The sequence below is a fragment of the Gemmatimonadota bacterium genome (assembly GCA_009841265.1).
Lineage (GTDB): Bacteria > JAAXHH01 > JAAXHH01 > JAAXHH01 > JAAXHH01 > JAAXHH01.
The window spans coordinates 605,029-630,126 of sequence record VXMB01000007.1; the positions used below are offsets into that span (position 1 = coordinate 605,029).

23 protein-coding genes, 2 tRNA genes and 1 pseudogene are annotated in these 25,098 nt (G+C 63.6%); 19 read left to right on the plus strand and 7 right to left on the minus strand.

The features are described from left to right. Window positions 1–3: 3 nt before the first annotated feature. The 12 genes and pseudogenes from F4X08_04470 (at window position 4) to acs (ending at window position 11,799) form a co-directional block, all read left to right on the plus strand. Complete coding sequence (locus F4X08_04470) at window positions 4–489, plus strand: biopolymer transporter ExbD (GenBank protein ID MYD25052.1); 486 nt, start codon at window positions 4–6, stop codon at window positions 487–489. Between the two features lie 6 nt (window positions 490–495). Then, complete coding sequence (locus F4X08_04475) at window positions 496–1,014, plus strand: biopolymer transporter ExbD (GenBank protein MYD25053.1); 519 nt, start codon at window positions 496–498, stop codon at window positions 1,012–1,014. Continuing rightward, window positions 1,011–1,751: an energy transducer TonB gene (locus tag F4X08_04480; GenBank protein ID MYD25054.1), complete on the plus strand. Its 741-nt coding sequence runs from the start codon at window positions 1,011–1,013 to the stop codon at window positions 1,749–1,751. Before F4X08_04475 ends, F4X08_04480 begins: the two co-directional genes overlap by 4 nt. A gap of 143 nt (window positions 1,752–1,894) precedes the next feature. Beyond that, the gene (locus F4X08_04485) at window positions 1,895–4,057 is read left to right on the plus strand and encodes a sodium-translocating pyrophosphatase (protein ID MYD25055.1); all 2,163 of its coding nucleotides are present in this window, start codon (window positions 1,895–1,897) and stop codon (window positions 4,055–4,057) included. A gap of 46 nt (window positions 4,058–4,103) precedes the next feature. Next, window positions 4,104–4,880, plus strand: a complete 777-nt coding sequence (locus F4X08_04490; protein MYD25056.1) for an ABC transporter permease — start codon at window positions 4,104–4,106, stop codon at window positions 4,878–4,880. 14 nt (window positions 4,881–4,894) lie between these two features. Beyond that, the gene (locus F4X08_04495) at window positions 4,895–5,824 is read left to right on the plus strand and encodes an MCE family protein (GenBank protein ID MYD25057.1); all 930 of its coding nucleotides are present in this window, start codon (window positions 4,895–4,897) and stop codon (window positions 5,822–5,824) included. A gap of 2 nt (window positions 5,825–5,826) precedes the next feature. Continuing rightward, on the plus strand, window positions 5,827–6,480 hold the full coding sequence (locus F4X08_04500; GenBank protein ID MYD25058.1) for an O-methyltransferase: 654 nt from the start codon (window positions 5,827–5,829) through the stop codon (window positions 6,478–6,480). Window positions 6,481–6,488: 8 nt separating this feature from the next. After that, window positions 6,489–7,463 (plus strand): sugar kinase, encoded by a 975-nt coding sequence (locus F4X08_04505; GenBank protein MYD25059.1) that lies wholly within the window; start codon window positions 6,489–6,491, stop codon window positions 7,461–7,463. A 233-nt stretch (window positions 7,464–7,696) separates the two neighbouring features. After that, a pseudogene (locus tag F4X08_04510) lies at window positions 7,697–7,801 on the plus strand (2-oxoglutarate dehydrogenase E2). A gap of 356 nt (window positions 7,802–8,157) precedes the next feature. Further along, window positions 8,158–8,991: a methyltransferase domain-containing protein gene (locus tag F4X08_04515; protein MYD25060.1), complete on the plus strand. Its 834-nt coding sequence runs from the start codon at window positions 8,158–8,160 to the stop codon at window positions 8,989–8,991. Continuing rightward, complete coding sequence (locus F4X08_04520) at window positions 8,982–9,767, plus strand: SAM-dependent chlorinase/fluorinase (GenBank protein ID MYD25061.1); 786 nt, start codon at window positions 8,982–8,984, stop codon at window positions 9,765–9,767. The genes F4X08_04515 and F4X08_04520 overlap by 10 nt, the downstream gene beginning before the upstream one ends. A gap of 64 nt (window positions 9,768–9,831) precedes the next feature. Further along, a complete protein-coding gene (gene acs / locus F4X08_04525) occupies window positions 9,832–11,799 on the plus strand; it encodes an acetate--CoA ligase (protein MYD25062.1) in 1,968 nt (655 codons plus the stop codon). A 69-nt stretch (window positions 11,800–11,868) separates the two neighbouring features. On the opposite strand, the gene F4X08_04530 is transcribed toward acs, so the two are convergent. The 5 genes from F4X08_04530 to F4X08_04550 all read right to left on the minus strand — a co-directional run bounded on the left by F4X08_04530 (window position 11,869) and on the right by F4X08_04550 (window position 14,996). Continuing rightward, window positions 11,869–12,726 (minus strand): glucose 1-dehydrogenase, encoded by an 858-nt coding sequence (locus F4X08_04530; GenBank protein MYD25063.1) that lies wholly within the window; start codon window positions 12,724–12,726, stop codon window positions 11,869–11,871. After that, window positions 12,660–13,496, minus strand: coding sequence for a phytanoyl-CoA dioxygenase family protein (locus F4X08_04535; protein ID MYD25064.1), 837 nt, complete (start codon window positions 13,494–13,496; stop codon window positions 12,660–12,662). The genes F4X08_04530 and F4X08_04535 overlap by 67 nt, the downstream gene beginning before the upstream one ends. A 75-nt stretch (window positions 13,497–13,571) precedes the next feature. Continuing rightward, window positions 13,572–14,606: a hypothetical protein gene (locus F4X08_04540; protein ID MYD25065.1), complete on the minus strand. Its 1,035-nt coding sequence runs from the start codon at window positions 14,604–14,606 to the stop codon at window positions 13,572–13,574. A gap of 237 nt (window positions 14,607–14,843) precedes the next feature. Continuing rightward, window positions 14,844–14,915: transfer RNA gene (locus F4X08_04545), tRNA-Cys, on the minus strand. Window positions 14,916–14,924: 9 nt separating this feature from the next. Further along, a tRNA-Gly gene (locus tag F4X08_04550) sits at window positions 14,925–14,996 on the minus strand. Between the two features lie 252 nt (window positions 14,997–15,248). Here F4X08_04550 and F4X08_04555 point away from each other — a divergent pair. After that, window positions 15,249–15,524 carry a hypothetical protein gene (locus F4X08_04555; GenBank protein ID MYD25066.1) on the plus strand — a complete coding sequence of 92 codons (276 nt, stop codon included), beginning with the start codon at window positions 15,249–15,251 and terminating at the stop codon, window positions 15,522–15,524. 36 nt (window positions 15,525–15,560) lie between these two features. Here the strand turns inward: F4X08_04555 and F4X08_04560 are convergent, their stop codons facing one another. Next, the gene (locus F4X08_04560) at window positions 15,561–18,137 is read right to left on the minus strand and encodes a PBP1A family penicillin-binding protein (GenBank protein ID MYD25067.1); all 2,577 of its coding nucleotides are present in this window, start codon (window positions 18,135–18,137) and stop codon (window positions 15,561–15,563) included. Window positions 18,138–18,168: 31 nt separating this feature from the next. Then, entirely contained in the window at window positions 18,169–19,128 is a 960-nt protein-coding gene (locus tag F4X08_04565) for a hypothetical protein (protein MYD25068.1), read from the minus strand. Between the two features lie 187 nt (window positions 19,129–19,315). Here F4X08_04565 and F4X08_04570 point away from each other — a divergent pair, with 187 nt between their 5' ends. The 6 genes from F4X08_04570 (at window position 19,316) to pheS (ending at window position 25,053) form a co-directional block, all read left to right on the plus strand. Then, entirely contained in the window at window positions 19,316–20,773 is a 1,458-nt protein-coding gene (locus F4X08_04570; GenBank protein MYD25069.1) for a magnesium chelatase, read from the plus strand. 198 nt (window positions 20,774–20,971) lie between these two features. Continuing rightward, window positions 20,972–22,870 carry a threonine--tRNA ligase gene (gene thrS / locus F4X08_04575; protein MYD25070.1) on the plus strand — a complete coding sequence of 633 codons (1,899 nt, stop codon included), beginning with the start codon at window positions 20,972–20,974 and terminating at the stop codon, window positions 22,868–22,870. Between the two features lie 61 nt (window positions 22,871–22,931). Further along, complete coding sequence (locus F4X08_04580) at window positions 22,932–23,414, plus strand: translation initiation factor IF-3 (protein MYD25071.1); 483 nt, start codon at window positions 22,932–22,934, stop codon at window positions 23,412–23,414. A 16-nt stretch (window positions 23,415–23,430) separates the two neighbouring features. Continuing rightward, on the plus strand, window positions 23,431–23,625 hold the full coding sequence (gene rpmI / locus F4X08_04585; protein MYD25072.1) for a 50S ribosomal protein L35: 195 nt from the start codon (window positions 23,431–23,433) through the stop codon (window positions 23,623–23,625). Window positions 23,626–23,640: 15 nt separating this feature from the next. After that, window positions 23,641–23,997, plus strand: coding sequence for a 50S ribosomal protein L20 (rplT, locus tag F4X08_04590; GenBank protein ID MYD25073.1), 357 nt, complete (start codon window positions 23,641–23,643; stop codon window positions 23,995–23,997). Window positions 23,998–24,042: 45 nt separating this feature from the next. Beyond that, window positions 24,043–25,053: a phenylalanine--tRNA ligase subunit alpha gene (gene pheS / locus F4X08_04595; protein ID MYD25074.1), complete on the plus strand. Its 1,011-nt coding sequence runs from the start codon at window positions 24,043–24,045 to the stop codon at window positions 25,051–25,053. Window positions 25,054–25,098: the final 45 nt, after the last annotated feature.

Consider the following 25,098-nt stretch of genomic DNA (forward strand, 5'->3'; position numbering starts at 1 on the left):
GATATGGCGCACGCAAAACACAAGCCGGTCATGATCGACATGACGCCGATGGTGGATATCGCCTTCCTGCTGCTCATCTTCTTCATGGCCACGACGCAGTTCAAGGCCCCCGAATCGATTCCCATCCTGCTTCCGGAGTCCCATTCGGCCATCAAGCTGCCCGAATCGGACGTGGTGATCCTGACCGTCGGACCGAAGCCGGAGAATGCGTTGTTCTGGCGGCTGGAACCCCAGCCCGAAGTAGGGATCGAGATGTCGGAAATGGAGAATGCGCTGGTGGAGGCGCGTATCAGGAACCCCCGTCTGCGTATAGCCATCAAGGCGCACAAGGACGCCGAGTTCGGCGTCATCAGCGACATGATGGAGATCCTTCAGAAAACGAACAACACCCGGTTCAACCTGGTCACGAACTTCGAGGACGATACGGAATCCTCGGGCGACGAGCCGACCAGCCTCAGGCCGGTGAACCACGACATGGTAAGGAGGTGATGACACATGGCAGCCGTCCAGGGCACTCAGAAAGCCAGCGACAGGAAGAAGGAAGGTGCTAAGAAGAAAAAGCCTCGCAACCAGGTTTTCATCGACATGACGCCCATGGTGGACATCGCATTCCTCCTGCTCATCTTCTTCATGGTCACCACGGTATTCAGGGCGCCGCAGACCATGGAGCTCAACATTCCGCCCGACAAGGACGACAAGGTCGAGATCGCGGAATCGAACGTGCTGCTGATCTACATGCTGGACGACGACCGCATGTTCTGGCAGATCGGCCGGGACATGACGCCGGAGGAGTTGACGCTGGATGACGTCCAGGAATTCATCAAGGAGAAGGAAGTGGATAACGCCGATATGCACGACGGCGAATCCAAGCTGGTCACCCTCGTGTTGATCCAGCGCACGAGTCCCTACGAGCAGATGGTGAACGTCATGGACGAACTTCAGTTGGGCGCCATCGACCGTTTCAGTATCACGGTTCTGGAGCAGGATAGGTACGAGGAGGTGTTTGGCTCATGATGGGATCGCTGCTCAGCGTCGACCATTTTCCCCTGAAGAAAGAATCCCCCATCAAGTTCTTCTACCAACGGAATGCCAAACGGGGCATTCTGGCGGCCGTGATCATCCACGCGCTGGCCCTGGGGACCTACTGGGGCGTCTGGTGGTACCAGGAGCAGAGCCGGGTCTACGCGACGCGGATCCTGGATTACGCCGATCTGGGACCTCCGCCGGCGCTGACCGATGCGCCGGAAATGCCCGAAGTACCGGTGGAAGCGCCTTCCCAGCCGGTGATCGGCATACCAGAACCCGTGGATGACGCCGAGGTGTCCGCCGAGATGACGATCGCCACTCAGACCGAGATGAGCCAGCAGATCGCCCCGGTGATCCAGGACATCGAGGAGGAGAACATCATCATCGAGGCGCCGCAGGAAGAGAACATCGTCATCGAGGACGAGGCACTGCCTCCGCCCGACGCGTTCACGCCCTACGAGACGCCTCCGGCACCGGTGTACCAGGTTCAGCCCGAGTATCCTGAACTGGCCCGTAAGGCGGGGATAGAGGGAAGAGTCTATATCAAGATCCTGGTCGACAGGGAAGGCAGGGTCCGCGACGCCATACTGTTGCGGGGCGTCGGCGCGGGTCTTGATGAATCGGCACTCGAGGCCGTGCGGCAATGGGTGTATACTCCGGCCATTCAGAACAACCGGCCGGTAGCCGTATGGGTAGCGCAGCCGGTCGATTTCAAGCTTCGCTGATCTCGTGATACCGCGGACCGGCCGGGGCTGGCTGCCGCGGTACAGAACTGTTGAATGTTAACTGCAGAGGGCGGGTTCCTGACCCGCCCTCTGTGTGTGTGGTCATCAGGGCAGACTGGTTTCAAGGGAGAAGGTAAAGGAACATGATCGAGAACGATTTGATGTACGGTGTGATCGTCGCGGGGCTGCTGGGATTGATCTACGCCATCTGGAGAGCGGCCTGGGTCAACGGGCAGGATGAGGGGACGGACAGGATGAAAGCCATCGGCGCCAGCATTTCCGAAGGCGCCATGGCCTTCCTCAAAGCGGAGTACCGGGTCCTGTCGATCTTCGTCGTGGTCGTGGCCGTGCTGCTGGCCATGGCGAACATGGGCAAGGTCGAGTCCAGCGCCCTCATCGCCCTGTCCTTCGTCACCGGCGCCCTGGCATCGGGCCTGGCCGGATTCCTGGGCATGCGCGTGGCCGTACGGGCCAATACGCGGACGACCCACGCGGCGCGGACCGGCCTGGCACAGGCGCTGCACGTGGCCTTCGCCGGCGGGTCGGTCATGGGCCTGAACGTGGTGGGTCTGGGCGTCCTGGGTCTCGGCGGCCTGTTCATCCTCTACACGGGGCTTTTCGGGATCGACGAGTCGGGTATCGGCCGGGTGCTGAACGTCATCTCCGGCTTCTCGCTGGGCGCTTCGTCCATCGCCCTCTTCGCCCGCGTGGGCGGGGGCATCTACACCAAGGCGGCCGATGTGGGCGCCGACCTGGTGGGCAAGGTGGAGGCCGGGATTCCCGAGGACCATCCCCTCAATCCCGCCTCCATCGCCGACAACGTGGGCGACAACGTGGGCGACGTGGCGGGTATGGGCGCCGACCTCTTCGAATCCTACGTGGGCTCCATTCTCGGTTCCATGGTGCTGGGAGCCGGCATCCTCGTGGCGGGCGTATACGATCCGATCTTCATCACCCTGCCCCTCATCATCGCGGGCGCCGGCATCATCATCTCGATCCTCGGCACCTTCATGGTCTCGGTCAAGGAAGGCGGCAATCCCCAGTCCGGCCTGAACAAGGGCGAATTCGGCTCCTCCGCCATCATGGTCGCCGTCATGTACCTGCTCATCGACTACCTCCTGCCCGGCGACTTCACCCTGGGCGGCGTGACCTATACCAGCCTGGGCGTCTTCATCGCGGCTACGATCGGCCTGCTGGCCGGTCTCGGCATCGGCCTGATCACCGAACACTACACGGGAACCCATACGGGTCCGGTTACGTCTATTTCAAGACAGTCCGTGACGGGCACCGCGACCAACATCATCGCCGGCCTGGGCATCGGCATGCGGTCCACGGCCATCCCCATCCTGATCATCGCCGCCGGCATCATGGGCGCCTATTACTTTGCCGGGCTCTACGGGATCGCCATGGCGGCCCTGGGCATGCTGTCCAACACGGGCATCCAGCTGGCGGTGGACGCCTACGGTCCCATTTCGGACAACGCGGGCGGCGTGGCCGAGATGGCGGAGCTGCCCCCCGAGGTCCGGCAGCGGACCGACAAGCTCGACGCGGTGGGCAACACGACCGCGGCCATCGGCAAGGGATTCGCCATCGGCTCCGCGGCCCTGACCGCGCTGGCGCTCTTCGCGGCCTACATGGTGCAGGTGGGCATTTCGAGCATCGACATCGCCAATCCCCGCGTCATGGCGGGGCTCTTCGTGGGCGGCATGCTGCCCTTCCTCTTCTCCGCCCTCGCCATGAACGCCGTGGGACAGGCGGCCATGGCCATGATCGAGGAGGTCCGGCGCCAATTCAACGCCATCCCGGAACTCAAGGCCGCGCTGTCGGTGATGAAGAAGAACGACGGGGTGGACGAAGGGGACTGGTCCCGGGAGGACCGGGTCGTCTTCGAGGCGGCGAGCGGCAAGCCGGAGTACGCCCGTTGCGTGGAGATATCCACCAAGGCGGCCATCCGGCGGATGGTCCTTCCCGGCCTGCTGGCCGTATTGACACCCGTCGTCGTGGGATTCGTCTTCGGCCCGGAGACCCTGGGCGGCCTGCTGGCCGGCGTCACCGTGTCCGGCGTGCTGATGGCGATCTTCCAGGCCAACGCGGGCGGCGCTTGGGACAACGCGAAGAAGATGATCGAAGAGGGATTGACCATCGACGGCGTGCGCTACGAGAAGGGATCGGAGGCCCACAAGGCCGCCGTCGTGGGAGACACGGTCGGCGATCCCTTCAAGGACACGTCCGGCCCGTCGCTGAACATCCTGATCAAGTTGATGTCGGTGGTTTCCCTGGTCATCGCCCCGCTCATCGCGCTCTAGCCGCGTTACTTCGATGTCCTGTAGCCGCGTGGCCCTATAGCCGACTATGACTGCTTTCCTCTCCTTCCTTGGCAGGCGCGTCCTCTGGGCGCTGACGAACATCGGCGACTTCGGCATGATGATGGTCGAAGTCGTCCGGAACCTGCCCCGCATCCGGACATACTGGGGACTGATGGTCCACCAAATGTTCGCGATCGGCATCCACTCCATGCCGATCGTCCTGATCATCGCCTTCTTCGCCGGGCTGGTGACCGCGGTGCAGACCGGGTACCAGTTCCAGGGATACGTGCCCGCCTACCTGGTGGGCAGCGTCGTGCTGTCGTCGGTGGTCCTCGAACTCGCGCCGGTCCTGGGCGCCCTGGTGCTGTCGGGACGGGTGGGCGCCACCATCGCGGCGGAACTCGGTACGATGCGGGTGACCGAACAGATCGACGCCTACGAGGTGATGGCCATGAACCCCATCGTCTACCTGGCGATCCCCCGCATCATCGCCGGAATGTTCATGCTGCCGGTCCTCGTGGTCTTCGCCGACCTGATCGGCACGCTTTCCGGCATGGTCGCGGCGATCGACCGGATGGGGGTGAGCATTCCGGATTTCGAGCGGGGGATGCGGGAGTTCTTCCGGACCCAGGATGCCTTCTTCGGGCTGTCCAAGGCCTTCTGCTTCGGGATAACGATCACCACGGTCGCCTGTTACCAGGGTTTCAAGGTGAAGCCGGGTTCGGGTGCCGAAGGTGTGGGCAAGGCGACCACCAACACCGTGGTGGTCTCGTGCATTCTGATCCTGTGCCTGGATTACCTGCTGGCCAGGACGATACTGTAAACCGGGGGTGTGACGTGACGTACTCAAAAAACAGCCTGCTGCCCGACGAGGCGAAACTGGGCATGGTCTTCCTCCTGGCGATCATCATATTCGTTTGGGGCCTCTTCTATCTGAAAGAATGGCGGGTAACGGGAGATACCTACCTCGTCGACGTGCGTCTGAGCAGCGCCGTCGGGGTCAAGTCCTCCGATCCGATCCTCGTGGGCGGCGTGCGCATCGGCAAGGTGGAGGCTGTGACGCTCGACGACATGTCGCCCATCGTCACCCTGCGTGTCGACGAGCCCTTCGAGATCCCCGAGGACTCCCAGGTGGAGGTGATCTCGCGCAGCGTCATGGGCGAGAAATCCATCAACATCCGCAAGGGCGTCAGCACGGTGATGGTGCCCCCGGGCGGCACGATCGAGGGCACGGCCGCGCCTGGGATTTCCGATATGTTCACGCAGGTCGATTCCGTCACTGTGAACATGCGCAACCTGCTCAAGAACGCCAACATCCTCCTGGACCCCGAGCGGGACAAGTCGATCAAGAGCAGTCTGACCGGCATGCATGACCTGATCATCGAGGTACGGCAGGCGCTGAAACGCGAGAGTGCGCAGTTCAACCGGGTCGTGTCGAACATGGATTCGCTCGTGGTCAACGCGAAGAACCTGAGCGAGACCGAACGGGAAAAGGTATCCAGCATGCTGGACAACCTGGAAAGCACGTCGGGTCGGCTGAGTACTATGGTGGATGATCTGCAGACCACGTCCACGGCGCTCGGCAATATACTCACGCGGCTTGACCGCGGCGAAGGCACGATGGGGAAGCTGCTTCAGGATGACAGGCTCTACGAAGACGCGGTCCGCGTGGCCGGTAAGATGGACCAGTTGGTTACGAGTCTCGACGAACTCGTTGTTGATTTGAAATCCAATCCCGGCCGGTACGTGACGGTCGAGATATTTTAAATATGGAAAACAGGAGCAACAACCCCATGCCCAACGTACTATCGGAAGCGCTGGACGGCTACCTGACGGAGTTGATGCCTGACAGGGACGAGGTCCTGACCGAGATGGAAGAGAAGGCGCAGGCGGAGCGGATCCCGATCGTCGGCCCGCTGGTTGGCCGTGTCCTGCACCAGATGGCCGTGCTGAGCGGCGCGAAACGCGTGTTCGAAATGGGCTCGGCCATCGGCTATTCGACCATCTGGCTCGCCCGGGCCGTGGGTCCGGAAGGTCGGGTTTACTACTCCGATGGCAGCGAGCAGAACGCCGCGCAAGCCCGGAAGTTCATCGAGCGTGCCGGCGTGGCGGACCGCGTCGAGATCCAGGTGGGCGACGCGCTGGAACTGCTGGAGCAGACCGAGGGCAGCTTCGACCTGATTTTCAACGACGTGGACAAGCACGACTATCCCCGCGTATTCGACCTGGCGCTGCCGCGCGTCCGGCCGGGCGGCCTGCTGGTCACCGACAACGTGCTCTGGAGCGGACGCGTGACCGAGCCGTCCGAAGACCGCTGGACCTCGGCTATCCAGGAATACAACCGGAAGGCCTACGGCACCGGCGAGGTCTGGACGACGATCATCCCCTTAAGGGACGGCGTGGCCGTAAGCCTGAAGAGGTAGGGTCCGCCGTGCGGATATCCGAAAGGCCGTCTGGCCCGCTTGAACTGGACATCATCTCGATCGGCGAGTGCATGATCGAGATGTTCTGCGAAGGCCCCCTCGCCACCACCGACACCTACACCCGCACCTTCGCCGGCGACACGATGAACATGCTCGTGGCGGCCTCCCGCCTCGGCGCGAAGACCGGGTACGTCACCCACGTGGGCAACGACCCTTTCCAGGACTTCCTGACCGAAGCGTGGCGGTCGGAGGGCGTCGACCTGCGTTGCGCCACGCCCCTCGATCGGCCCAACGGGCTCTACTTCATCTCTATCCTTCCCGGCGGCGAAAGGGAGTTCACCTACTACCGGGCGGGCAGCGCCGCGAGCTTCCTCGAACCGGCCGACATCGACCCGGATTATATCGCCAGCGCGAAAGTCGTCTATGCCAGCGGCATCACCCAGGCCATATCGAAGAGCAGCCGGGCGGCCGTCCTGGAGGCCTTCCGGATCGCGCGCGAGCACAACGTCACGACCGCCTTCGATACCAACCTGAGGCTCGGCCTGTGGTCCCTGGAGGAAGCCCGGGAGGCCCTGGACGAGATCCTCCCCCACGTGGATATCCTCCTGCCCAGTGCGCCCGAGGAGAGCGCGTCGCTCTTCGGAACGGAGGACGCCCGCTCGGTGATCGAACGGGCTCGTGATCGGGGCGTGGCCATGGTCGCGGTGAAGTGCGGTGCGGAAGGCGCCGTGTTGGGGCTGGACGACTGGATCCACGAAATCCCGGCCTACATACCGGAGCGCGTGTCCGACACCTCGGGGGCCGGGGACGTGTTCAACGGCGGCCTGCTGTACGGAATGACCCAGGGCATGGGCGCCGTAGAATCCGCACGGCTGGGCACCGTCATGGCGGGCCTCAAGGTCCGCGGCCGCGGGGCGACCTACTCGATTCCGTCGCGGGAAGAGGCCTTCGGCGTGTACGAGGGGTTACGCGAAGCCACGTGAGCTTTTGCGGACGAGCCGGTGGAATCACGTAGCATCCGGATCTCCATCCTCATCGGTTGCTTCCCCGGCTGCATCGGTGTCCGCGTCCATGGCGAGATCTTTATCGTCGTCTTCGTTCACCTTCTCTACCTCGACATGGGCCTCGCCCGAGTTGTGACCCGCTTCGTCGTGCCCGTTTACTGATATGTCGCCCGATTCCTCACTCGAGGCGGCATCATGCGCTTCGCCGTCTGCGGCGCTGCCCTCGTCCACCGCGACGCCGTCCACTTCCTCGTCCGACGAGGCGCCGTCTACTTCCTCGTCCGCCGGAACATCGTTCTCCCGCATCTCGTCGATGAGGTGATTTACCTTCGCACGCAGGGCGTCGGCCTGACGTCCCAGCTCGTCCATCTCGTCGAGCAGCTTTTCGAATTCCGCGTCGTCCGCCGCGGAACCGTTTGCCCGCTTGTCTTTGTCTGCCATGTCATGCTCCGGTCAGGGCCGGGCCGGAGTACCTGGCGCCACGGCCGTGAGTCGACGTGGTAAAACTAAACGTATGAGTACCTGTTGTCAATAGAAAGCGCTACAGTACGGGGCGGACCGGGCGAACCGGGCGGACCATGCGGCACGGGGCGGACCGGCATTCCCGGATTGACGGGAACCCGCTGTGCTGTATATTGAAAACTCGTCGATTCAGGAACACGAAAACCCGTGGATGGATATGGCTACTCAACACCGTCCGGCGTCCGACTGGTACAAGACCGCCTTTCGTTACGACTACCTACGGGTTTATCCCCACAGGAACGACGAGGAGGCGCGCCGGCAGGTCGACTTCCTCGTGGACAGACTGGACGTGCCTCCATCGTGCGAGGTGCTGGACCTGGGTTGCGGCGACGGCCGGCACAGCCTGGAACTCGCCCGGCGCGGCTTCAGGGTAACCGGGCTTGACCTGTCGGAGGAACTGCTTGAACGGGCGCGGCGCCGTACCGCGGACGAGGGACTGGACATCACGTTCATCCGGGGCGACATGCGCGATCCGCCCGCGGTCCGCGCATACGACCTCGTGGTCAACTTCTTCACCAGTTTCGGCTATTTCCGGGAAGACGGCGAGAATGCCCGGGTCCTCAAAGCCATATCGCGAGCGCTGCGTCCCGGCGGAAGTTTCCTCATGGACTACCTTAACCGAGAATACGTGATCTCCACGCTCGTTCCGTCGGACCGCCGTACCGTGGAAGGCATGGAAGTCGAGCAACGCCGCTGGATTACGGGGGACCCGTCGAAAGCGGGCGGGCACGTGCGTATCAACAAGCAGGTGCGGATCAGGGAAGACGGAGCGGAGAGAAGCTACGACGAGTCCGTGCGGATGTATACCCTGGAAGAGCTTAAGGCCCTGATGGACCGGGCCGGACTGAAGGTCACGCAGACTTACGGCGATTTTGACGGCCGTCCGGTCGGCGGCGACGCCCCCCGGAATATCCTGGTGGGCCGATCGGAATCGTACGCGGACGCCGCATCCCGCGACGAGAAACCAGCTACGCCATGTCCGTGATCACGCTGCTAACCGATTTCGGCCAACGCGACGCCTTCGTGGGCACCATGAAGGGGGTCATCCTGGGAATCTCCCCGGAGGCCCGGATCGTGGACCTGTCCCATGAGATTACGCCCCAGCAGATCGCAGAAGGCGCTTTCGTCCTGCGCACCGCTTATGCCTACTTCCCGGAGGGGACGGTGCACGTGGCCGTCGTCGATCCGGGCGTAGGCGGAGCGCGGCGGGCCCTGATCGTGGAAACGCCCGGTTACCGGTTCGTGGGACCGGACAACGGCCTTTTCGCCCACGTGTACGCGAAGGAGACGGATCTCCGGGTCGTTTCAGTGACCGAGTCCCGTTTCATGCTGCCGGAAATCAGCAACACGTTCCATGGCCGGGACGTCTTCGCGCCCGTGGCCGCCCATCTCGCCCTCGGCGCGCCCGTTTCGGAATTCGGTCCCGAGATCGCCGACTACGAAACCGGGACAGTTACCGAACCTGCGGCCCATGAGGGCGGGATCACCGGTCGCGTATTGCATATCGACCGATATGGCAATATAATAACGGATATCGGCGATTCCCTCTTCTTGGAGAAGACCCGGGATAAGCGGTTCCGGATCCGGCTGGCCGACCTGGCGCTGGACCGCGTCAGCCCATCCTACGACGAAGCCGCCACCGGCGCGTCCCTGGCGATTCTGGACAGCGCGGGACTGCTCGAGATCGCCGTCAACGGCGGCAACGCGGCCGAGACGCTGGGCGTGTCGACCGGAGACCGCGTGGACGTGGAAGTGGAGTAAGTAGTCAACGATTCCAGACAACAGGCATCACCCGCAAGCATAAACTGAAGACCGGAGACCGAACATGTCCGACCTGTATCAGCCCAATGAAACTTTTCGCAACAAGGCGCACCTGAAGAGCCTGGACGAATACCGGCGGGAATACGAGCGTTCCGTCGCCGACCCGGAGGCCTTCTGGGCCGAGAAGGCGGAATCGTTCCACTGGTTCAGGAAATGGGACCGTATCCGGTCCTATAACTACGATATGCGGAAGGGCCCCGTGTCCATCAAGTGGTTCGAAGGCGGCAAGACCAACATCGTGCATAACTGCATCGACCGCCATCTCGAGACGCGCGGCGACCAGACGGCCATCATCTGGGAAGGCAACGAGCCGGGCGAGGACGCGCGCCTCACCTACCGCGAACTGCACGAGCAGGTCTGCAAGTTCGCCAACGTGCTCAAGTCGCGGGGTGTCGGGAAGGGCGACCGGGTTTCCATCTACCTGCCCATGATCCCCGAACTGGCCGTCGCCATGCTGGCCTGCGCCCGGATCGGCGCAGTCCATTCCATCGTGTTCGGCGGGTTCTCGGCCGATTCGCTGTCGGACCGCATCGTGGATTCGACCTGCACGACGGTCATCACCGCCAACGGGACCCATCGCGGCGACAAGCCGGTCTTCATGAAGCCGGTGGCGGACGAAGCCATGGCCTCGGCGGAGAAGGAGATGGGCGAACCGGTCACCACCTGCATCGTGGTCGACCGGGTCAAGGACGATCCAGACTTTCAGTTTCCCATGGCTGAAGGCCGGGACTTCTGGTGGCATGACCTCATGGCCGGGGCCGACGCCGACTGTCCGTGCGAGGAGATGGACGCCGAGGATCCCCTGTTCATACTCTACACCTCCGGTTCCACGGGCAAGCCGAAGGGCGTTCAGCATACCGTCGGCGGATACATGGTGTATACCGGCGTCACCCACCGCTACGTATTTGATTACCATGAGGGCGACATCTATTTCTGCGGCGCGGACATCGGCTGGGTCACGGGACATTCCTACATCATCTACGGCCCCCTGGGCAACGGCGCCACGACGATCATGTTCGAGGGCATTCCGACCTATCCGGCGCCCGACCGGTGCTGGGAGATCATCGAGAAGTACGGCGTCAACCAGTTCTACACGGCGCCGACCGCCATCCGGGCGCTGGCACGGGAAGGCGAAGACTGGCCGGCGCGGCATCCCATGCCCACGCTCCAGCTCCTGGGCACGGTAGGCGAGCCGATCAATCCCGAGGCCTGGCGGTGGTACCACGTCAACGTGGGCAAGGAGCGGTGCCCGATCGTGGACACGTGGTGGCAGACGGAGACCGGCGGGATCATGATCTCCCCGCTGCCGGGCGCCATCCCCACCAAGCCGGGTTCCGCCACCCTGCCCTTCTTCGGCGTGAAGCCCGTGCTGCTGGACGGCGAGAGCGGAAGAGAACTCGAGGGTAACGGCATTATGGGCGTGCTGGCCATCCGGGAGCCCTGGCCCGGGCAGATGCGGACGGTGTACGGAGACCACCAGCGGTTCGAGGAGACCTACTTTCAGCAGTACAAGGGGTATTACTTCACCGGGGACGGCTGCCGAAGGGACGAGGACGGATACTACTGGATCACGGGCCGGGTGGACGACGTCATCAACGTCTCCGGCCACCGGATGGGCACGGCCGAGGTGGAAAGCGCCCTGGTGGCCCACGGCTCGGTGGCCGAAGCGGCCGTGGTCGGGTTCCCCCACGAGATCAAGGGACAGGGGATCTACGCCTACGTAACCCTCAACGTGGGCGAGGAATACACGGAAGACCTGCGCGGCGACCTGAAGAAGCAGGTGCGTTCGATCATCGGCCCCATCGCCACGCCCGACGTGATCCACTGGGCGCCGGCCCTGCCGAAGACGCGTTCCGGAAAGATCATGCGCCGAATCCTGCGGAAGATCGCCACCAACGAGCTGGACCAGATCGGCGATACGACCACGCTGGCGGACCCCGCCGTGGTGGACCAGTTGATCGAGAACAGGTAGGGGACGGCAACGCCGGCGCTTCCGGCCACGGGCCGAGGTAGGGGCGGCGGCGCGCTGGTTACGGGCCGCTCAGCTTCGCCCGCCGCAGGCCGTGACGGTCTGGCCGGTCACGAAGCTGGAGTCTTCCGAGAGCAGGAACCGGATCACCGAGGCCATTTCCCCGGGCTGGGCTATGCGGCCCATGGGCGTGGAAGCGATGAGCCGGTCGATCATGCCCGGGTTGCCTGACCCGGCCAGGTCGGTATCGGTCAGGCCCGGGGCCACGCAGTTCACGCGGACGTTATGGGGCGCGAAAGCCTCCGCGCAGTGCCGCGTGAGGGAAATCACCGCCGCCTTGGTCGTGGCGTAGTGGATCATGTCCTTCTTCAGGATGATGCCCGCGAGCGAAGCCACGTTGACGATGCGACCGAATCCACGTTCGATCATCTCGTCCTTCACCGCCCAGGTCGCCAGGAACACCCCGTCCACGTTCACCTCGAACATGCGTTTCCAGTCCGCGAAGGCGAGTTCCGAATGGGGCTGGTTCTTCGCGATCCCCGCGTTATTCACCAGCAGGTCGACCGGTCCCAGGCGCGCCCTCACTTCCGCGGCCATCCGGTTCACGTCGGCTTCCGATGATACGTCTGCCTGTACGATCATGCCTTCCGTGCCGGTCTCCTCCACCATGGCGAGAGCCGCTTTCGCCGCTTCCTCGTTGCGCGCGTAGTTGATCGCCACCCGGGCGCCGTGTTCCGCCAGCATGCGGCACGTGGATCGGCCGATCCCACGGGAACCGCCGGTCACCAGGGCGGTGCGGCCCGCAAACTCCGCGGTCTGTTCGTACTGATCGGGTTTTTCGGACCCTGTCGATGCGTCAGCCATCAGCCGTACGCTCCCTTGCTGTGCCGGCCCAGCATGCGCTGCAGGCGGGGCGACGCCTCGGCCCATACGTGGCCGGGCATGCGATAGTCGATGAAGGGGTGGAATTTCTGTGCGATGAACCGCTTGCTGTAGGTGACGCCGGCCATCAGCCTGGCGCGGTCCGACGCGTTCGGCGCCCCGCGGTGCCAGACCTGGTTGTTGAACATGTAGGCGTCACCCTTCCGGACGAGGAAGGAGTGGGGCCCCCGGCCGTCGAATGTGGGCCGATCCTGCTCATGGGGCAGATGGGGCTGGCGTCCCGCGAAATGGCTGCCGGGAACGACCTGTGTGGGACCGTAGCGCACCGCTTCCACGTCGGTCAGTGGCGTGAAGATCTGCATGACGAAACAGGGCGGGGGTACGGCGGAGTCGTGGCGCGGCACGCCATCCGGCAGGGGGAAATGGACCAGGTCGTCCAGGTGCCATCCGCCCGGGCCGTCTGGGGCCGCCTTAGGATTGGGCGGTGTGTAGAGCGCGTTCTGGGACATGCAGTGGCAGTCGTCGCCGAGAATGGCCTCCGCCAGACTCGCGAAAGGCTCGCGCACGATGAGGTCGCGGAAAGCATAGGAATACTCGAACATGCGCATCAGGCTGGTGCCGCGGATCTGGTCCCGCGCCGGTTCGTGCATGCGGGGATCGTCCCACTTGCGCTGCATATCCGTCCGCAGAGCCTCCACCTCTTCGTCTTCCATCAACCGGCCGAAGGCATAGTAGCCATCCCGCTGAAAGCAGCGGCGGATATGCTCGGTCTCCTCGCCGGTGAACCGCTCGCCGGTCTGAATAGCGCTCAGTGCCATGGCAACTCCTGATTTGTTTCCAGGGACGTGAGCCGGGGCTCTTGCCGGGGCTCAAGGATAGGGCCCGGACCCGCCCTACAGCCTGACCTTGGCCAGGTAAATGTTCGACGGATAGAGAAAGTGCTGCTCGCCCGTCTCCACCTCGTGCTGCGAGTAGTAACTGAGCAGCAGTGCGCCGTCCTCATGGTGTACGGCGCCTGCGTAGGACGTGTCGCCGCCCGAGGGCAGGTCGAGGACATGGACCACGCCGTCCTCCTCCACCCGCCAGATGCTGGTGCGCCGTTCGACGATCGGTCCGAGGTCATCCGCATCGCCCGGTCCATCCGCACCGCCCTGCTGGCTCGGCTTGCCCGGTCCGCTTGGCTCGCGCACGTGCTGCCGGCCGATGACGTATTCCCGTCCGCCGGCCACCACGAGCAGGGGCGCGGGGATCACGTACCCCATGTCCTGAAGCCGCCAGTCCGTGTACGGGGGTTCCGAGGAAGCCAGGGTGAACCGGTTATCGTCGCCGCCGCGGATGGCGATTCGCATGGTGTCGGCGTCGGTGATGCGGAAGGTGGCTTCGCTCCCGTTCCGCGTGACCACGGACACCCGTTCCCATTCCAGCCCGTCCGCAGACTGCAACAGGTGAAGCTCGGTCGGTTTCCTGTCCCATTCCGCCGGTTCGTTTCCATAAGCGAGCCCGTAGAACCGGTTGTTCCCTCGCCCGATGCCCCAGAGCCAGTACCCGTCCCGGTACACCTGCCGGGGTTCCGTCCACGTTTCGCCGTCCTCGCTGAATGAACAGACGGACCGTATGAGGCGCGGCCCCTCATCGCCGTGCTGCACCGGGTCGGGCCGGGTGACGTTTCCGGCATAGACGAACAGCCGGTCTTCCGTCGCGACCATATGGGGGTCCCGGTCGTCGCCCGTGGTGTTGACCGGCACGCCCGTGCGTCGCCAGTCAACCAGGTCATTGCTGGAGATCACGACCGCCTTCCCGTCGGGACTCACGTGGGAAAGGCCGTTGCGGAAGCAGATGTAATACCGGCCCTTGAAGAACTGGAAATCCGTAAAGGCGTTGTGCCAGCCGTCTTCGTAGACGCGCCGGACCCATTCGATTTTCGCCATGGTTCCCGTGCCTTGATTCTAGTTGTGTTGGTCGGTTCGAAGGTGCGTTCGATGGCTATTATACTGCGGTGATTCGGGGGGTGCAAGAAGGAATGACAGACCCGGCGGCGCCTTTGGCGCGGTACGGGCGTACCGCGTGAAAGCACGCAAGTCGATGACCGAAAACGAGGTGTTTCCGGGAAGCCTGGCCACGATCGATTGCAGATTGGATTGGGGAGTTGGAAGCTGGAAGTCGCAAGGCGGCAGCCGGATTCGAACCGGCGATCGAGGATTTGCAGTCCCGTGCCTTAGCCACTTGGCTATGCCGCCACGTCCGAAGGCGGGAGACGGGGCTTGAACCCGCGACCCTCACCTTGGCAAGGTGATGCTCTACCGCTGAGCTACTCCCGCTGATAACACGCAAACCTTCGAAGACTGTGTAGCAAACTTCCCCGAAAATATCATTATCGGACCGCCCGGTGTCAAGTGTTTTGTTCCCCCACGGCGGGACATCGAGCCTTGACCCGTGACGGCGATCGATATATGTTACAACTCATAAAAGCGTCCTGTAACAGCGACGTGCGAGTCGGATTCCGATCCGCGGCTTCCGGGAGTTTTCAGGACCGGCGGGCTAGAGCGGATCGTCTTGCCTTCGTGTGCGCCATGGACAGTACGACCCTTTTGCAGGAATTCGAAGACCTGGCGGAACGGATGTCGATCCGGGTCCGCTACGGGAAGCTGGACGGCGACGGCGGGCTGTGCCGATACCGCGGCAGGTACCATATCGTCATCAACAAGCGGCTCGACACCGACGGCCGGATCAACCTCCTCGGCCGCGCTTTCTCCGAGTTTCCCCTGGAAAACGTCTTCCTGATTCCCGCGGTCCGGGAAGCGATAGACCGGAACCGGTCCGGGCCTGAGCACCCGTACGGGAACTGATCCTCCGTGTAGTCCCACGACCTCTCAACATCAGCCCTACTGATCGACCGGACCGCCTGGTACGCCCGGTAAGCCTGATCCCATCTCTTCGGTTCCGGTCCGGTCCGCTGGCTTCAGCAAACCAGTCTCTTCAGGTGCGGCCCCGTCCGCTGGCCCGCCTGGCCCCAGCAATCCGGTCTCTTCGGATGCGGCCCCGTCCGGCGGGATCATCTCCGTCCTTACCCTGGGATTCGTGCCCCGGACGGTCACGACCAGCGAGCGCTCCAGGTCCTGAGACAGCCGGCCCGTGCGGAAGTCGACGCGGATCTTCTCGATGCCCAGCGGCATGGGGAAAGCCGGTGGCGGTTTCGCTTCCTCGTCCACGGTCTTTTCGACCCCGGCTTCCGGTCCGCTATCCTCACCGCCGACGCCTTCCGCCGGAAGAACGGCCAGCCGTCCGCCCGCGGAATCGGCCGCCGCCATCGTCGCCTGGACTTCACGCTGTTCCTGCAGCGCCGCGGCCTGTTTCATGAAGGGCGCCCAGACGGGTATGGCGCCCGAAGCGCCGGTAATCTCTTCGTCTTCCACGATGGACAGGAGGGGCCGGGCATCGTCGTATCCCACCCAGACGGATGTCGCGAGGTCCTTCGTAAAACCGTTGAACCAGACGTCCCTGGATTCGCTTGAAGTCCCCGTTTTCCCGCCGCTCGGGGCCGTGAAACCATACCTGTAGCGTGCGCCGACCCCTGTGCCGCCGCTCATGACGCCACGCAGGAGGTCGAGCATCAGGTACGCGGACTGCTCGCTGATCACGCGACGCGATTCCGGTTCGGTTTCCTCGATCACCCTGCCCTCGGAATCTTCCACGCGGGTTATGACGTAGGGCCTGTGGTAGATCCCGCCGGTGGCGAACACGGAGTAGGCGGAAGCCATCTCCAGGGGAGAAACGCCGTTGGTGCCCAACGCCAGGGAGAGTATGGGCTCCAGCGGGCTGGATATGCCCAGCCGGCGGGCGTACTCGATGACCGTCGAGGGACCGACTTCGCTGACCAGTTTAGCGGAGACCACGTTGATCGACCGCATGAAGGCGCGCTTGAGGATGACGGGCCCCTCGTACTCCCGGGTGAAGTTCTGCGGTTCCCAGAGATCTCCCAGTTCGGTGGTATAGGCCACGGGCTCGTCCACCACGACTGTTTTGGCAGAATAACCCAGGTGGTCCAGCGCCGCAAGGTAGACGACCGGCTTGAAACCGGACCCCGGTTGCCGGTTGCTCTCGACAGCCCGGTTGAATTCGCTTGCCGTGTAGTCGCGGCCCCCGGCCAGGGCCCGTACCGCCCCGGTGCGCGTGTCGACGGCGACCAACGCCGCCTCGAGCGCCTGTTTACGTTCTTCCGTCGTGGCCGTATCGTAGGCCGGATCGCCGACCAGGGAATCCACGTAAGTCATCCGGGTGCTGATGGTCTCCTCGGCGAGTTCCTGCAAGTCCAGGTCCATGGCGATGTGCACGGTGAGCCCGCCGTTGAAGACCAGGTTGCTGCCGAAGCGCCGGATCAGCAGGTCTTCGACATAATCGAGGTAGTACGGTCCCCTGGCCGGACCGATGCTCGTTCCTTTGAGCGTGATCTCTTCCTCCCGGGCCAGCGCGGCGTCTTCTTCCGTGATGTACCCGTTGTCCATCATGCGGCGGAACACGGTCTCTCTGCGGCTGAGCGCACGGTCCATGCGGTAGTAGGGGTTGTAGTCGCTCGGCCGCTGGACCAGCCCGGCGAGCAGCGCGGATTCGCCCAGCGTGAGCTCGCTCGCGCGCTTGCTGAAGAACCGTTGCGCGGCCTCTTCCACGCCGTAGGCGTCGGCGCCGAAATACATATTGTTGCAGTACGCGGACAGGATCTCGTCTTTGGTGAACCTCGCCTCGATCTGCATGGAGGCCATGGCTTCGCGGATCTTGCGGATCCATACCTTCTCACGGGTGAAGAAGAGGTGGCGCGCCAGCTGCTGGGTGATCGTGCTCGCGCCCTGACCCAGGATCTGGCCCTCGCGGAGATTGGTCACGAAGGCTCGGACGATGCCGGGCTTGTCCACGCCCCGGTGATGGTAGAAATCGGCGTCCTCGGTGGCGATGATCGCGTCCCGGAACACCGGCGCGATCTCTTCCAGCGCGACCCGGCGATGGCCGCCCAGGGTATGCACCAGGCGGGGATTGCCCTCCTGGTCTTCGGCATAGATCCGGGTCATCTGTCCGAAGATGTCGTTCAAGTCGTCCGGAAGGCGGGGAATGGAGGGCACGGTGAGGTAGAACATCACCACGGCCACGAGCGCACCGAACATCAACGCGGCCGATCCTGCGTATACCATGCGCCTGATAAATCTGAATGACCGCGCGATGGGGGTTTCCCGGACTTTTACCGCTGAGGCGTGGGCACCTTCCACTCCCGGGCCGCGATGGCCGGCGTTACCTGGTGCCGCGAAGCCGTGGTCTCCCGCACTGCGCCGTCCGCCGTCCGCCGCGCCGCGAGCGCGCATCCGCGGGAAACTTCTCAGGATGCGCTGCAGGATGTTTCCCAGGAATCTCCCGAGGCGATTCATCCAGTCATTGTCGGGGAGTCTATCCCGGAGGTCTCGTAAGAAGTCCATCGCCTTTCCCGGTCCGTCCGCAGTGGACGGATCAAAGCGCTCCGAGCGCCACGTACAGTTCCACGAACAGGTCCGCGGACACCGGTATGGTGACCACGGCGATCTGGCCGTCGACCAGCCGTTCGATCTGGATGATCCGCTGGTTCTCCGATACGCCTACCCGCTGCGCGGTCTCTTCCAGGTCACTGAACCTGATCGGATCGATGATTTCGTCCCGCATTTCCATGTCCAGGCTTCGCAGCGTGTCGAAGAACACACCGGCCTCGTACACGTGCTCCATGTCTTCGTGCATCCGTCCTTCGGACGCCGATGCGTATGCGTCGATGAGATCGAATTGCCCGGCCGATATGGGGATTCGGTGCAGGATGTAGTTGTCGTCGTCCACCATGTAGACTTCGCCCTGTCGAATCCACCCCGGGCGAATGACGACCGTGCGCGTCCAGGCTGCAAGGGAATCGGGTTCGAAGGCTGACGGTGGCAGGGAAAGTGAATCCGCTCTCGTGGCAACGGGCGCGTCGGCGGGTGTGTCGGCCGGCTCATCTGGCCCCGCGGCAACGGGCGTGACCACCGGCTCATACGGCCTGAAGCCGGCCCGGTCCGCGGTGCGCGTCCCGGAAGGGTAGGCGGCGCCGGTCAGCCATTCGGGCATGGCCAGGAACCGGTCCCGGGTCATGATCAGCTTGTGCCCGCGTTCCAGCCGGACGACGTCGGACGGGGGGGCGAACTCGATGTCCGGCCGGCCGGAATCCGCTACCTCGTCCAGCGCGACCATGCTGCGCTGCTCGATCAATTCGTTCGCCTTCTCCAGCGCCTGGTTGGTCCGGCTCTCCTGGTCGACGAACCGCTCCAGCCGGTCGCGGGAATCGTTGCGGGCGTCCATGTACGCGCCGGCGAACCGTTCGATGACATGCCAGCGCAATTCGACCAGGAACACGGCAACCAGCGCGATGGCCAGCAACGCGATGAGCACTGCGTGAATCACGTTCTTCATGACCTTACAACATAGCCAACAAGCCCTCCCAAGTCAAAGAAAAAGGCGGTGCGCCGGCCCCCGGGAGAAGCCAAAAAAGGGTTGACAGGACGGGCCTCGCGGGATAGAATCCGTCGACTGTCGGAAGGGAAATCCACGCCACGGATCCTCCCCTCGAATCCATCCCTTTTCGGACGCCCGGGAGCACATGGACTACACCGCTGCCACGACCATCGGTGCGCTGCGCGGAATGGGATATCCGCAACGGACCGTCAAGGACGAGATGCGGGACAACCTGATCGTCAAGCTTGCCCGCGGCGAGCAGGTCTTTCCCGGCATCGTCGGATACGACAAGACCGTCATCCCCGAACTGGTCAACGCGATCCTGTCCCGGCACGACTTCATTCTCCTCGGGCTGCGGGGACAGGCGAAGACCCGCATCCTGAGAGCCCTGGTCACACTGCTCGACGAATACCTGCCCGTGATCGCGGGCTGCGAGATCAACAGTTCGCCCTACGCGCCCGTCAGCCGGCGCGCCCGGGACCTCGTGTCCGAACACGGGGACGACACCCCCATCGAATGGATCGGCCGGTCGCGGCGTTACGGCGAGAAGCTCGCCACGCCCGACGTGACCATTTCCGACCTGATCGGCGACATCGATCCCATCAAGGCGGCCTCCCAGCGGCTTCACTACGCCCACGAGGGCGTGATCCACTTCGGCATCATCCCGAGGATGAACCGGGGCGTTTTCGCCGTGAACGAACTGCCCGATCTACAGCCTCGCATCCAGGTCGGCCTGCTGAACATCATGGAGGAGAAGGACATCCAGATCCGGGGATTCCCGGTGCGGATCCCCCTGGACGTGATGATCGTCTTCTCCGCGAACCCGGAAGACTATACCAATCGCGGGACCATCATCACTCCGCTCAAGGACCGGATCGATTCGCAGATCCTGACCCACTATCCCGTCAGCCGCGAATACGCCATGGCCATTACCGACCAGGAGGCCTGGACCGAGCGGTCCGGCGGCGTGCGGGTCGACATGCCGTCCTTCCTGCGCGAAACGGTGGAGGAGATCGCCTTTCAGGCCCGGAGCAGCGAGTTCATCGACCAGACCTCCGGCGTAAGCACGCGCATGACCATCGCCGCCATGGAGAACCTGGTCAGCCAGGTCGAGAAGCGATGCATCCTGCAGGGCAAGCGGTCCGTCGTGCCCCGCATGTGCGACCTGTCCGCCGTGATCCCGGCGATGACGGGCAAGCTGGAACTCGTTTACGAGGGCGAGCAGGAAGGCGAGGTTAAAGTAGCCGAGGCGCTGATCGGCCGGGCCGTGAAGGAAGTCTTCGGACACTATTTCCCCGCAGCCTTCGGCGAAGATGAGGAACGCGACGCGTGCTACCAGGAAGTCCTCGCCTGGTTTGAAGAAGGACAGACGGTCGAGATTTCAGACACCATGGACGACAAATCCTATTATGGCGCGCTGAACGGCGTCGACGGGTTGCGGAAGCTGGCCGGCCGGCACGTCCGGACGGAAAACCGGGCGGAACTGTCCGTTGCAATGGAGTTCCTGCTCGAGGGCCTGCACCAGCATTCGAGGATCAGCAAGAACGTCGCCGACGGCCGGCGATCCTACAGCGATATGATGGGCAGTCTGTTCGAAGGCTGAGCGGGATATTCGGGGCAGGTAAATCTATTGACAAATCCCCGCGCGCGCATTATTTTTTTCTGTTTGTCCGGTAGGTAGAAAGGCCTTGTGGAATCGGGTGGTACAGCCTTGAATAGCACTGACATAGCACTGGATCAACGCAGGAGTCAGTCATTGAAAAACGTCAGGATCACGCTTCCCGACGGCGGCCAGATCGAAATGGAACTGGGATCGACGGTCATGGACGCGGTGGCGCGCATTGGTCCCGGTCTGGGCAAGGCGGCGCTCGCGGCCAAGATCGACGGCGCCCAGGTCGACCTGGACCATCGGCTGGACGGGGACGCCTCCCTCGAGGTGCTGACCTTCAGCAATCCCGAGGGCCGGGAGGTCTACTGGCACAGCACGACGCACCTGATGGCCCAGGCCACCAAGGAGCTGTTCCCCGAAGCGCAGCTGACCATCGGTCCGCCGATCGACGAGGGATTCTACTACGACTTCGACAAGCCGGAGCCATTCACGACCGATGATCTCGAGCGCATCGAGGGCCGCATGGTCGAGCTGTCCCGGGCGGACATGCCCATCCGGCGCCGCGAGCTCACCCGGGAGGATGCCCGCGCCCTGTTCACCGAGCGGGGCGAGTCCTACAAGGTCGAGATGATCGACGACCTCGAGGCCGACGAGGTGATCAGCATCTACGAGCAGGGGGATTTCATCGACCTCTGCCGGGGCCCGCACATCCCGTCGACAGGCAAGATCAAGGCCTTCAAGCTGCTCAGCGTCGCGGCCGCCTACTGGCACGGGGACGAGAACAACCAGAGTCTGCAGCGGATATACGGCGTATCCTATCCCCGAAGAAAGGACCTGGACGAGTACCTGGAACGGCGCGCAGAGGCCGAGCGGCGGGACCACCGCAAGCTGGGCCGGCAACTCGGGCTGTTCATGTTCCATCCCTATGCGCCGGCGTCGCCCTTCTTCTTCCCGAAAGGCGCCCGGGTCTACAACACCCTGACCGACTACGTGCGCGATCTATACAAGAAGCACGGGTACGACGAAGTCATCACTCCGCTGATCTACGAAGCCGGTCTGTGGAAGACCTCCGGCCACTACGAGCATTTCTGGGACGAGATGTTCACCATAAACGCCGACGACCGGGAATACGCGCCCAAGCCGATGAACTGTCCCAGCCACTGCCTCATGTACGCGGCGGGGCACCATTCCTACCGCGATCTGCCCATCCGGTACGCCGATTTCGCCCGGCTGCACCGGCACGAGCGTTCTGGGGTGACGGCCGGCCTGATGCGGGTGCGCTCCTTCTCACAGGACGACGCCCACATCTTCTGTCGCCCCGATCAGATCCGGGACGAAGTCGACGATTTCATCAAGATGCTGTCGGACGCCTACACTACGCTGGGGTTCGAGGACACTGTCATCCACCTGTCCACGCGATCGGAAAAGCGCGCCGGTTCCGACGAGCTCTGGGACCAGGCGGAGGAGACCCTCGCCCGCGTGCTGGACGACCTGGGGGTCGATTACGAGGTGTCGCCCGGCGAGGCGGCCTTCTACGGACCGAAAGTGGATTTTTTCGTGAAGGACGCCCTCCAGCGCCCCTGGCAGCTGGGCACATGCCAGCTTGACTTCAACATGCCGGAGCTTTTCGACCTGGAATACATCACCGAATCCGGCAGGCCCGCCCGGCCCGTCATGATCCACCGCGCCATCCTCGGAAGCCTGGAACGGTTCCTCGGCGTGTACATCGAGCACTGCGCCGGCGCGTTCCCGACCTGGCTGGCGCCGGTCCAGGCCGTCGTGATCGGCATATCGGAACATCAGACCCATTATGTCCACGGCGTGGCGCGCAGGCTCGAAGACGCGGGGATCCGGGTCGAGATAGACGTGAGAAACCAGAAAGTTGGATACAAGATCCGCGAGGCGGAGACGAAGAAGATCCCCTTCATGGCCATTGCCGGGGCCCGCGAGATGGAGGCCGGCGACGTGTCCGTGCGCCGTCACGGCCAGGGCAACCTGGGGAATATGCCGGTGGAAGCCCTGATCGGCGCGGTGAGAGAAGAAATCGACCGGACCGTCCGGACAAGCCGGACCGTCCAGGCGGCGGAATAAACCGAATTCACAAGGATCCGGGAGGAAAGCCATTCAAAAGAGAACCGTCAGAGTCAACGGAATGATTCGCGTGCCCCAGGTGCGGGTGATCAGCGCGGAAGGCGAGCAGGTCGGCATCATGGAGACCAGGGAGGCCATGCAGCTTGCGTCCGGCGCCGACCTCGACCTCGTGGAAGTGTCGCCCGATGCCCGCCCGCCCGTCTGCAAGATCATGGACTTTGGCAAGTACAAGTACGAGCAGAGCAAGCGGGTAAAGGAATCGCGCAAGAAGCAGCACGTGACGCAACTGAAGGAGATCCGCTTCAAGACGCCCAAGATCAGCGAACACGACCTGGAGTACCGGGCCGAACAGGCCCGCGATTTCCTGAAGCACGGGAACAAGGTCAAGGTGTCCGTGCGGTTCTGGGGCCGTGAAATGACGCACGTGGAACTGGGCCAGCGGAAACTGGAGCACATGGCGCAGATACTGGAAGACGTGGGCACCATCGAACAGCGGCCCAGGCTGGAAGGCCGCAGCATGTCGCTGGTCCTCATGCCGAGGTAGAAACCAGGAGTAGATCATGCCGAAAATCAAGACGTTGAAAGCGGCGGCGAAACGCTTCAAGCGGGTAGCCTCCGGCAAGTTCAAACGCAGCCATTCCCACGCGACCCACAATAAGTTGTCCAAGAACGGCAAGCGCACGAGAAGCCTTCGCGGTACCGCCATGGCGAGCAAGGCCGACACCCCGCGCCTCAAGCGGATGATGCCGAACTAAATTAAGGAATAAGACATGCCACGCGCCACGAACGCCACCGCCTCGCACAGGCGGCGCAAGAAAACCATCAAGCTGGCCAGGGGATACTGGGGCCGCCGCAACCGGCTTTACCGGACAGCCCGCGAAGCCGTCAACCGGGGCTGGGCCTACGCGTACCGCGACCGCCGCCGGCGCCGTCGCGATTTCCGCCGTCTGTGGATCACCCGGATCAACGCGGCGGCAAGGCTTAACGGCCTGACGTACGGTCAACTCATACACGGCTTGAAGCTGGCCCGGATCGAAATCGACCGGAAACTCCTTGCCGAACTCGCCGTCAACGATCCGCCCGCCTTCGCCGTGGTGGCAGACGCAGCCAAAGCGCAGGTCTCCTGACGCTAAACCACCGTAGACCGCTGAAGGACCGGGACCGGACCATCCATGGTACAGGAAGCAGAAGCGATTGAAGCCCGGGCGCTGGAGGAAATCGCCCGCGCCGCCGACCCGTCGGACCTGGAAGATATCCGCATCAGGTACATGGGGAAGAACGGCGACCTGACCCGCGTCCTGCGGTCCGTGGGCAAGGCGGAACCCCGGGACCGCCCCCGCATCGGCCAACGGGTCAACCAGGCCAAGAAGACCATCGGCGAAGCCCTGGAAGCGCGCAGGGCGGCGTGCGAAGCGGGTGGGGAAACCGCGGCAGGCGTCCTGGACGTCACGCTGCCGGGACGCCCCCCGCCCCTGGGAAGCAAGCATCCCCTGACCCTGATCCGCGAGGAAGTCACCGAGATCTTCCGGGACATGGGTTTCTCGGTGGTGGACGGTCCCGAGGTGGAGTGGGACTACTACAACTTCGAAGCGCTGAACATCCCGCGCGACCACCCGGCCCGGGATACCCAGGACACCTTCTACCTCGGCAGCGACATCGTGCTGCGGACCCATACCTCGCCGGTGCAGGTCCGGGTCATGGAACAGCAGAAGCCCCCGGTGCGCGTGATCGTGCCGGGACGCACCTACCGCCACGAGAACCCCGACGCCACCCACGCCTTCACTTTCCACCAGTGCGAGGGCCTGTACGTGGACAAAGGGGTCACGATGGCGCAGCTCAAGGGCGACATGACCTACTTCGCCCAGCGGCTCTTCGGCGGGAAGGTCAAGGTGCGATTCCTCCCCGATTTCTTCCCCTTCACCGAACCCAGCGTACAGTACGACTTCTCCTGCGTCGCGTGCGGCGGCGGCGGTTGCCGGATCTGCAAGTATTCGGGTTGGCTGGAGATCTCGGGCGCCGGCATGGTCGACCCGGCCGTCTTCGGATTCGTGGACTACGATCCGGAAGTATACACCGGCTACGCCTTCGGCATGGGGCTGGACCGCCTCGCCATGTTCAAGTACGGGATCGACAGCATCCATATGTTCCTGGAGAACGACCTGCGCCAGCTCGAAGGCGACTGAGCGCGGTGCGTCCGGCAAGGAGCCAGGTGTTTCCGGCAAGGAGCC

Coding starts and splice junctions, on each gene's coding strand:
- rpmI (MYD25072.1), top strand. CDS start 23,431: ATGCCGAAAATCAAGACGTTGAAAGCGGCGGCGAAACGCTTCAAGCGG.
- F4X08_04555 (MYD25066.1), top strand. CDS start 15,249: ATGGACAGTACGACCCTTTTGCAGGAATTCGAAGACCTGGCGGAACGG.
- F4X08_04540 (MYD25065.1), bottom strand. CDS start 14,606: ATGGCGAAAATCGAATGGGTCCGGCGCGTCTACGAAGACGGCTGGCAC.
- F4X08_04580 (MYD25071.1), top strand. CDS start 22,932: ATGATTCGCGTGCCCCAGGTGCGGGTGATCAGCGCGGAAGGCGAGCAG.
- F4X08_04530 (MYD25063.1), bottom strand. CDS start 12,726: ATGGGCCGAGGCGTCGCCCCGCCTGCAGCGCATGCTGGGCCGGCACAG.
- F4X08_04470 (MYD25052.1), top strand. CDS start 4: ATGGCGCACGCAAAACACAAGCCGGTCATGATCGACATGACGCCGATG.
- rplT (MYD25073.1), top strand. CDS start 23,641: ATGCCACGCGCCACGAACGCCACCGCCTCGCACAGGCGGCGCAAGAAA.
- F4X08_04520 (MYD25061.1), top strand. CDS start 8,982: ATGTCCGTGATCACGCTGCTAACCGATTTCGGCCAACGCGACGCCTTC.
- F4X08_04485 (MYD25055.1), top strand. CDS start 1,895: ATGATCGAGAACGATTTGATGTACGGTGTGATCGTCGCGGGGCTGCTG.
- F4X08_04565 (MYD25068.1), bottom strand. CDS start 19,128: ATGAAGAACGTGATTCACGCAGTGCTCATCGCGTTGCTGGCCATCGCG.
- F4X08_04560 (MYD25067.1), bottom strand. CDS start 18,137: ATGGACTTCTTACGAGACCTCCGGGATAGACTCCCCGACAATGACTGG.
- F4X08_04475 (MYD25053.1), top strand. CDS start 496: ATGGCAGCCGTCCAGGGCACTCAGAAAGCCAGCGACAGGAAGAAGGAA.
- F4X08_04490 (MYD25056.1), top strand. CDS start 4,104: ATGACTGCTTTCCTCTCCTTCCTTGGCAGGCGCGTCCTCTGGGCGCTG.
- acs (MYD25062.1), top strand. CDS start 9,832: ATGTCCGACCTGTATCAGCCCAATGAAACTTTTCGCAACAAGGCGCAC.
- thrS (MYD25070.1), top strand. CDS start 20,972: ATGGAACTGGGATCGACGGTCATGGACGCGGTGGCGCGCATTGGTCCC.
- pheS (MYD25074.1), top strand. CDS start 24,043: ATGGTACAGGAAGCAGAAGCGATTGAAGCCCGGGCGCTGGAGGAAATC.
- F4X08_04535 (MYD25064.1), bottom strand. CDS start 13,496: ATGGCACTGAGCGCTATTCAGACCGGCGAGCGGTTCACCGGCGAGGAG.
- F4X08_04515 (MYD25060.1), top strand. CDS start 8,158: ATGGATATGGCTACTCAACACCGTCCGGCGTCCGACTGGTACAAGACC.
- F4X08_04570 (MYD25069.1), top strand. CDS start 19,316: ATGGACTACACCGCTGCCACGACCATCGGTGCGCTGCGCGGAATGGGA.
- F4X08_04480 (MYD25054.1), top strand. CDS start 1,011: ATGATGGGATCGCTGCTCAGCGTCGACCATTTTCCCCTGAAGAAAGAA.
- F4X08_04500 (MYD25058.1), top strand. CDS start 5,827: ATGGAAAACAGGAGCAACAACCCCATGCCCAACGTACTATCGGAAGCG.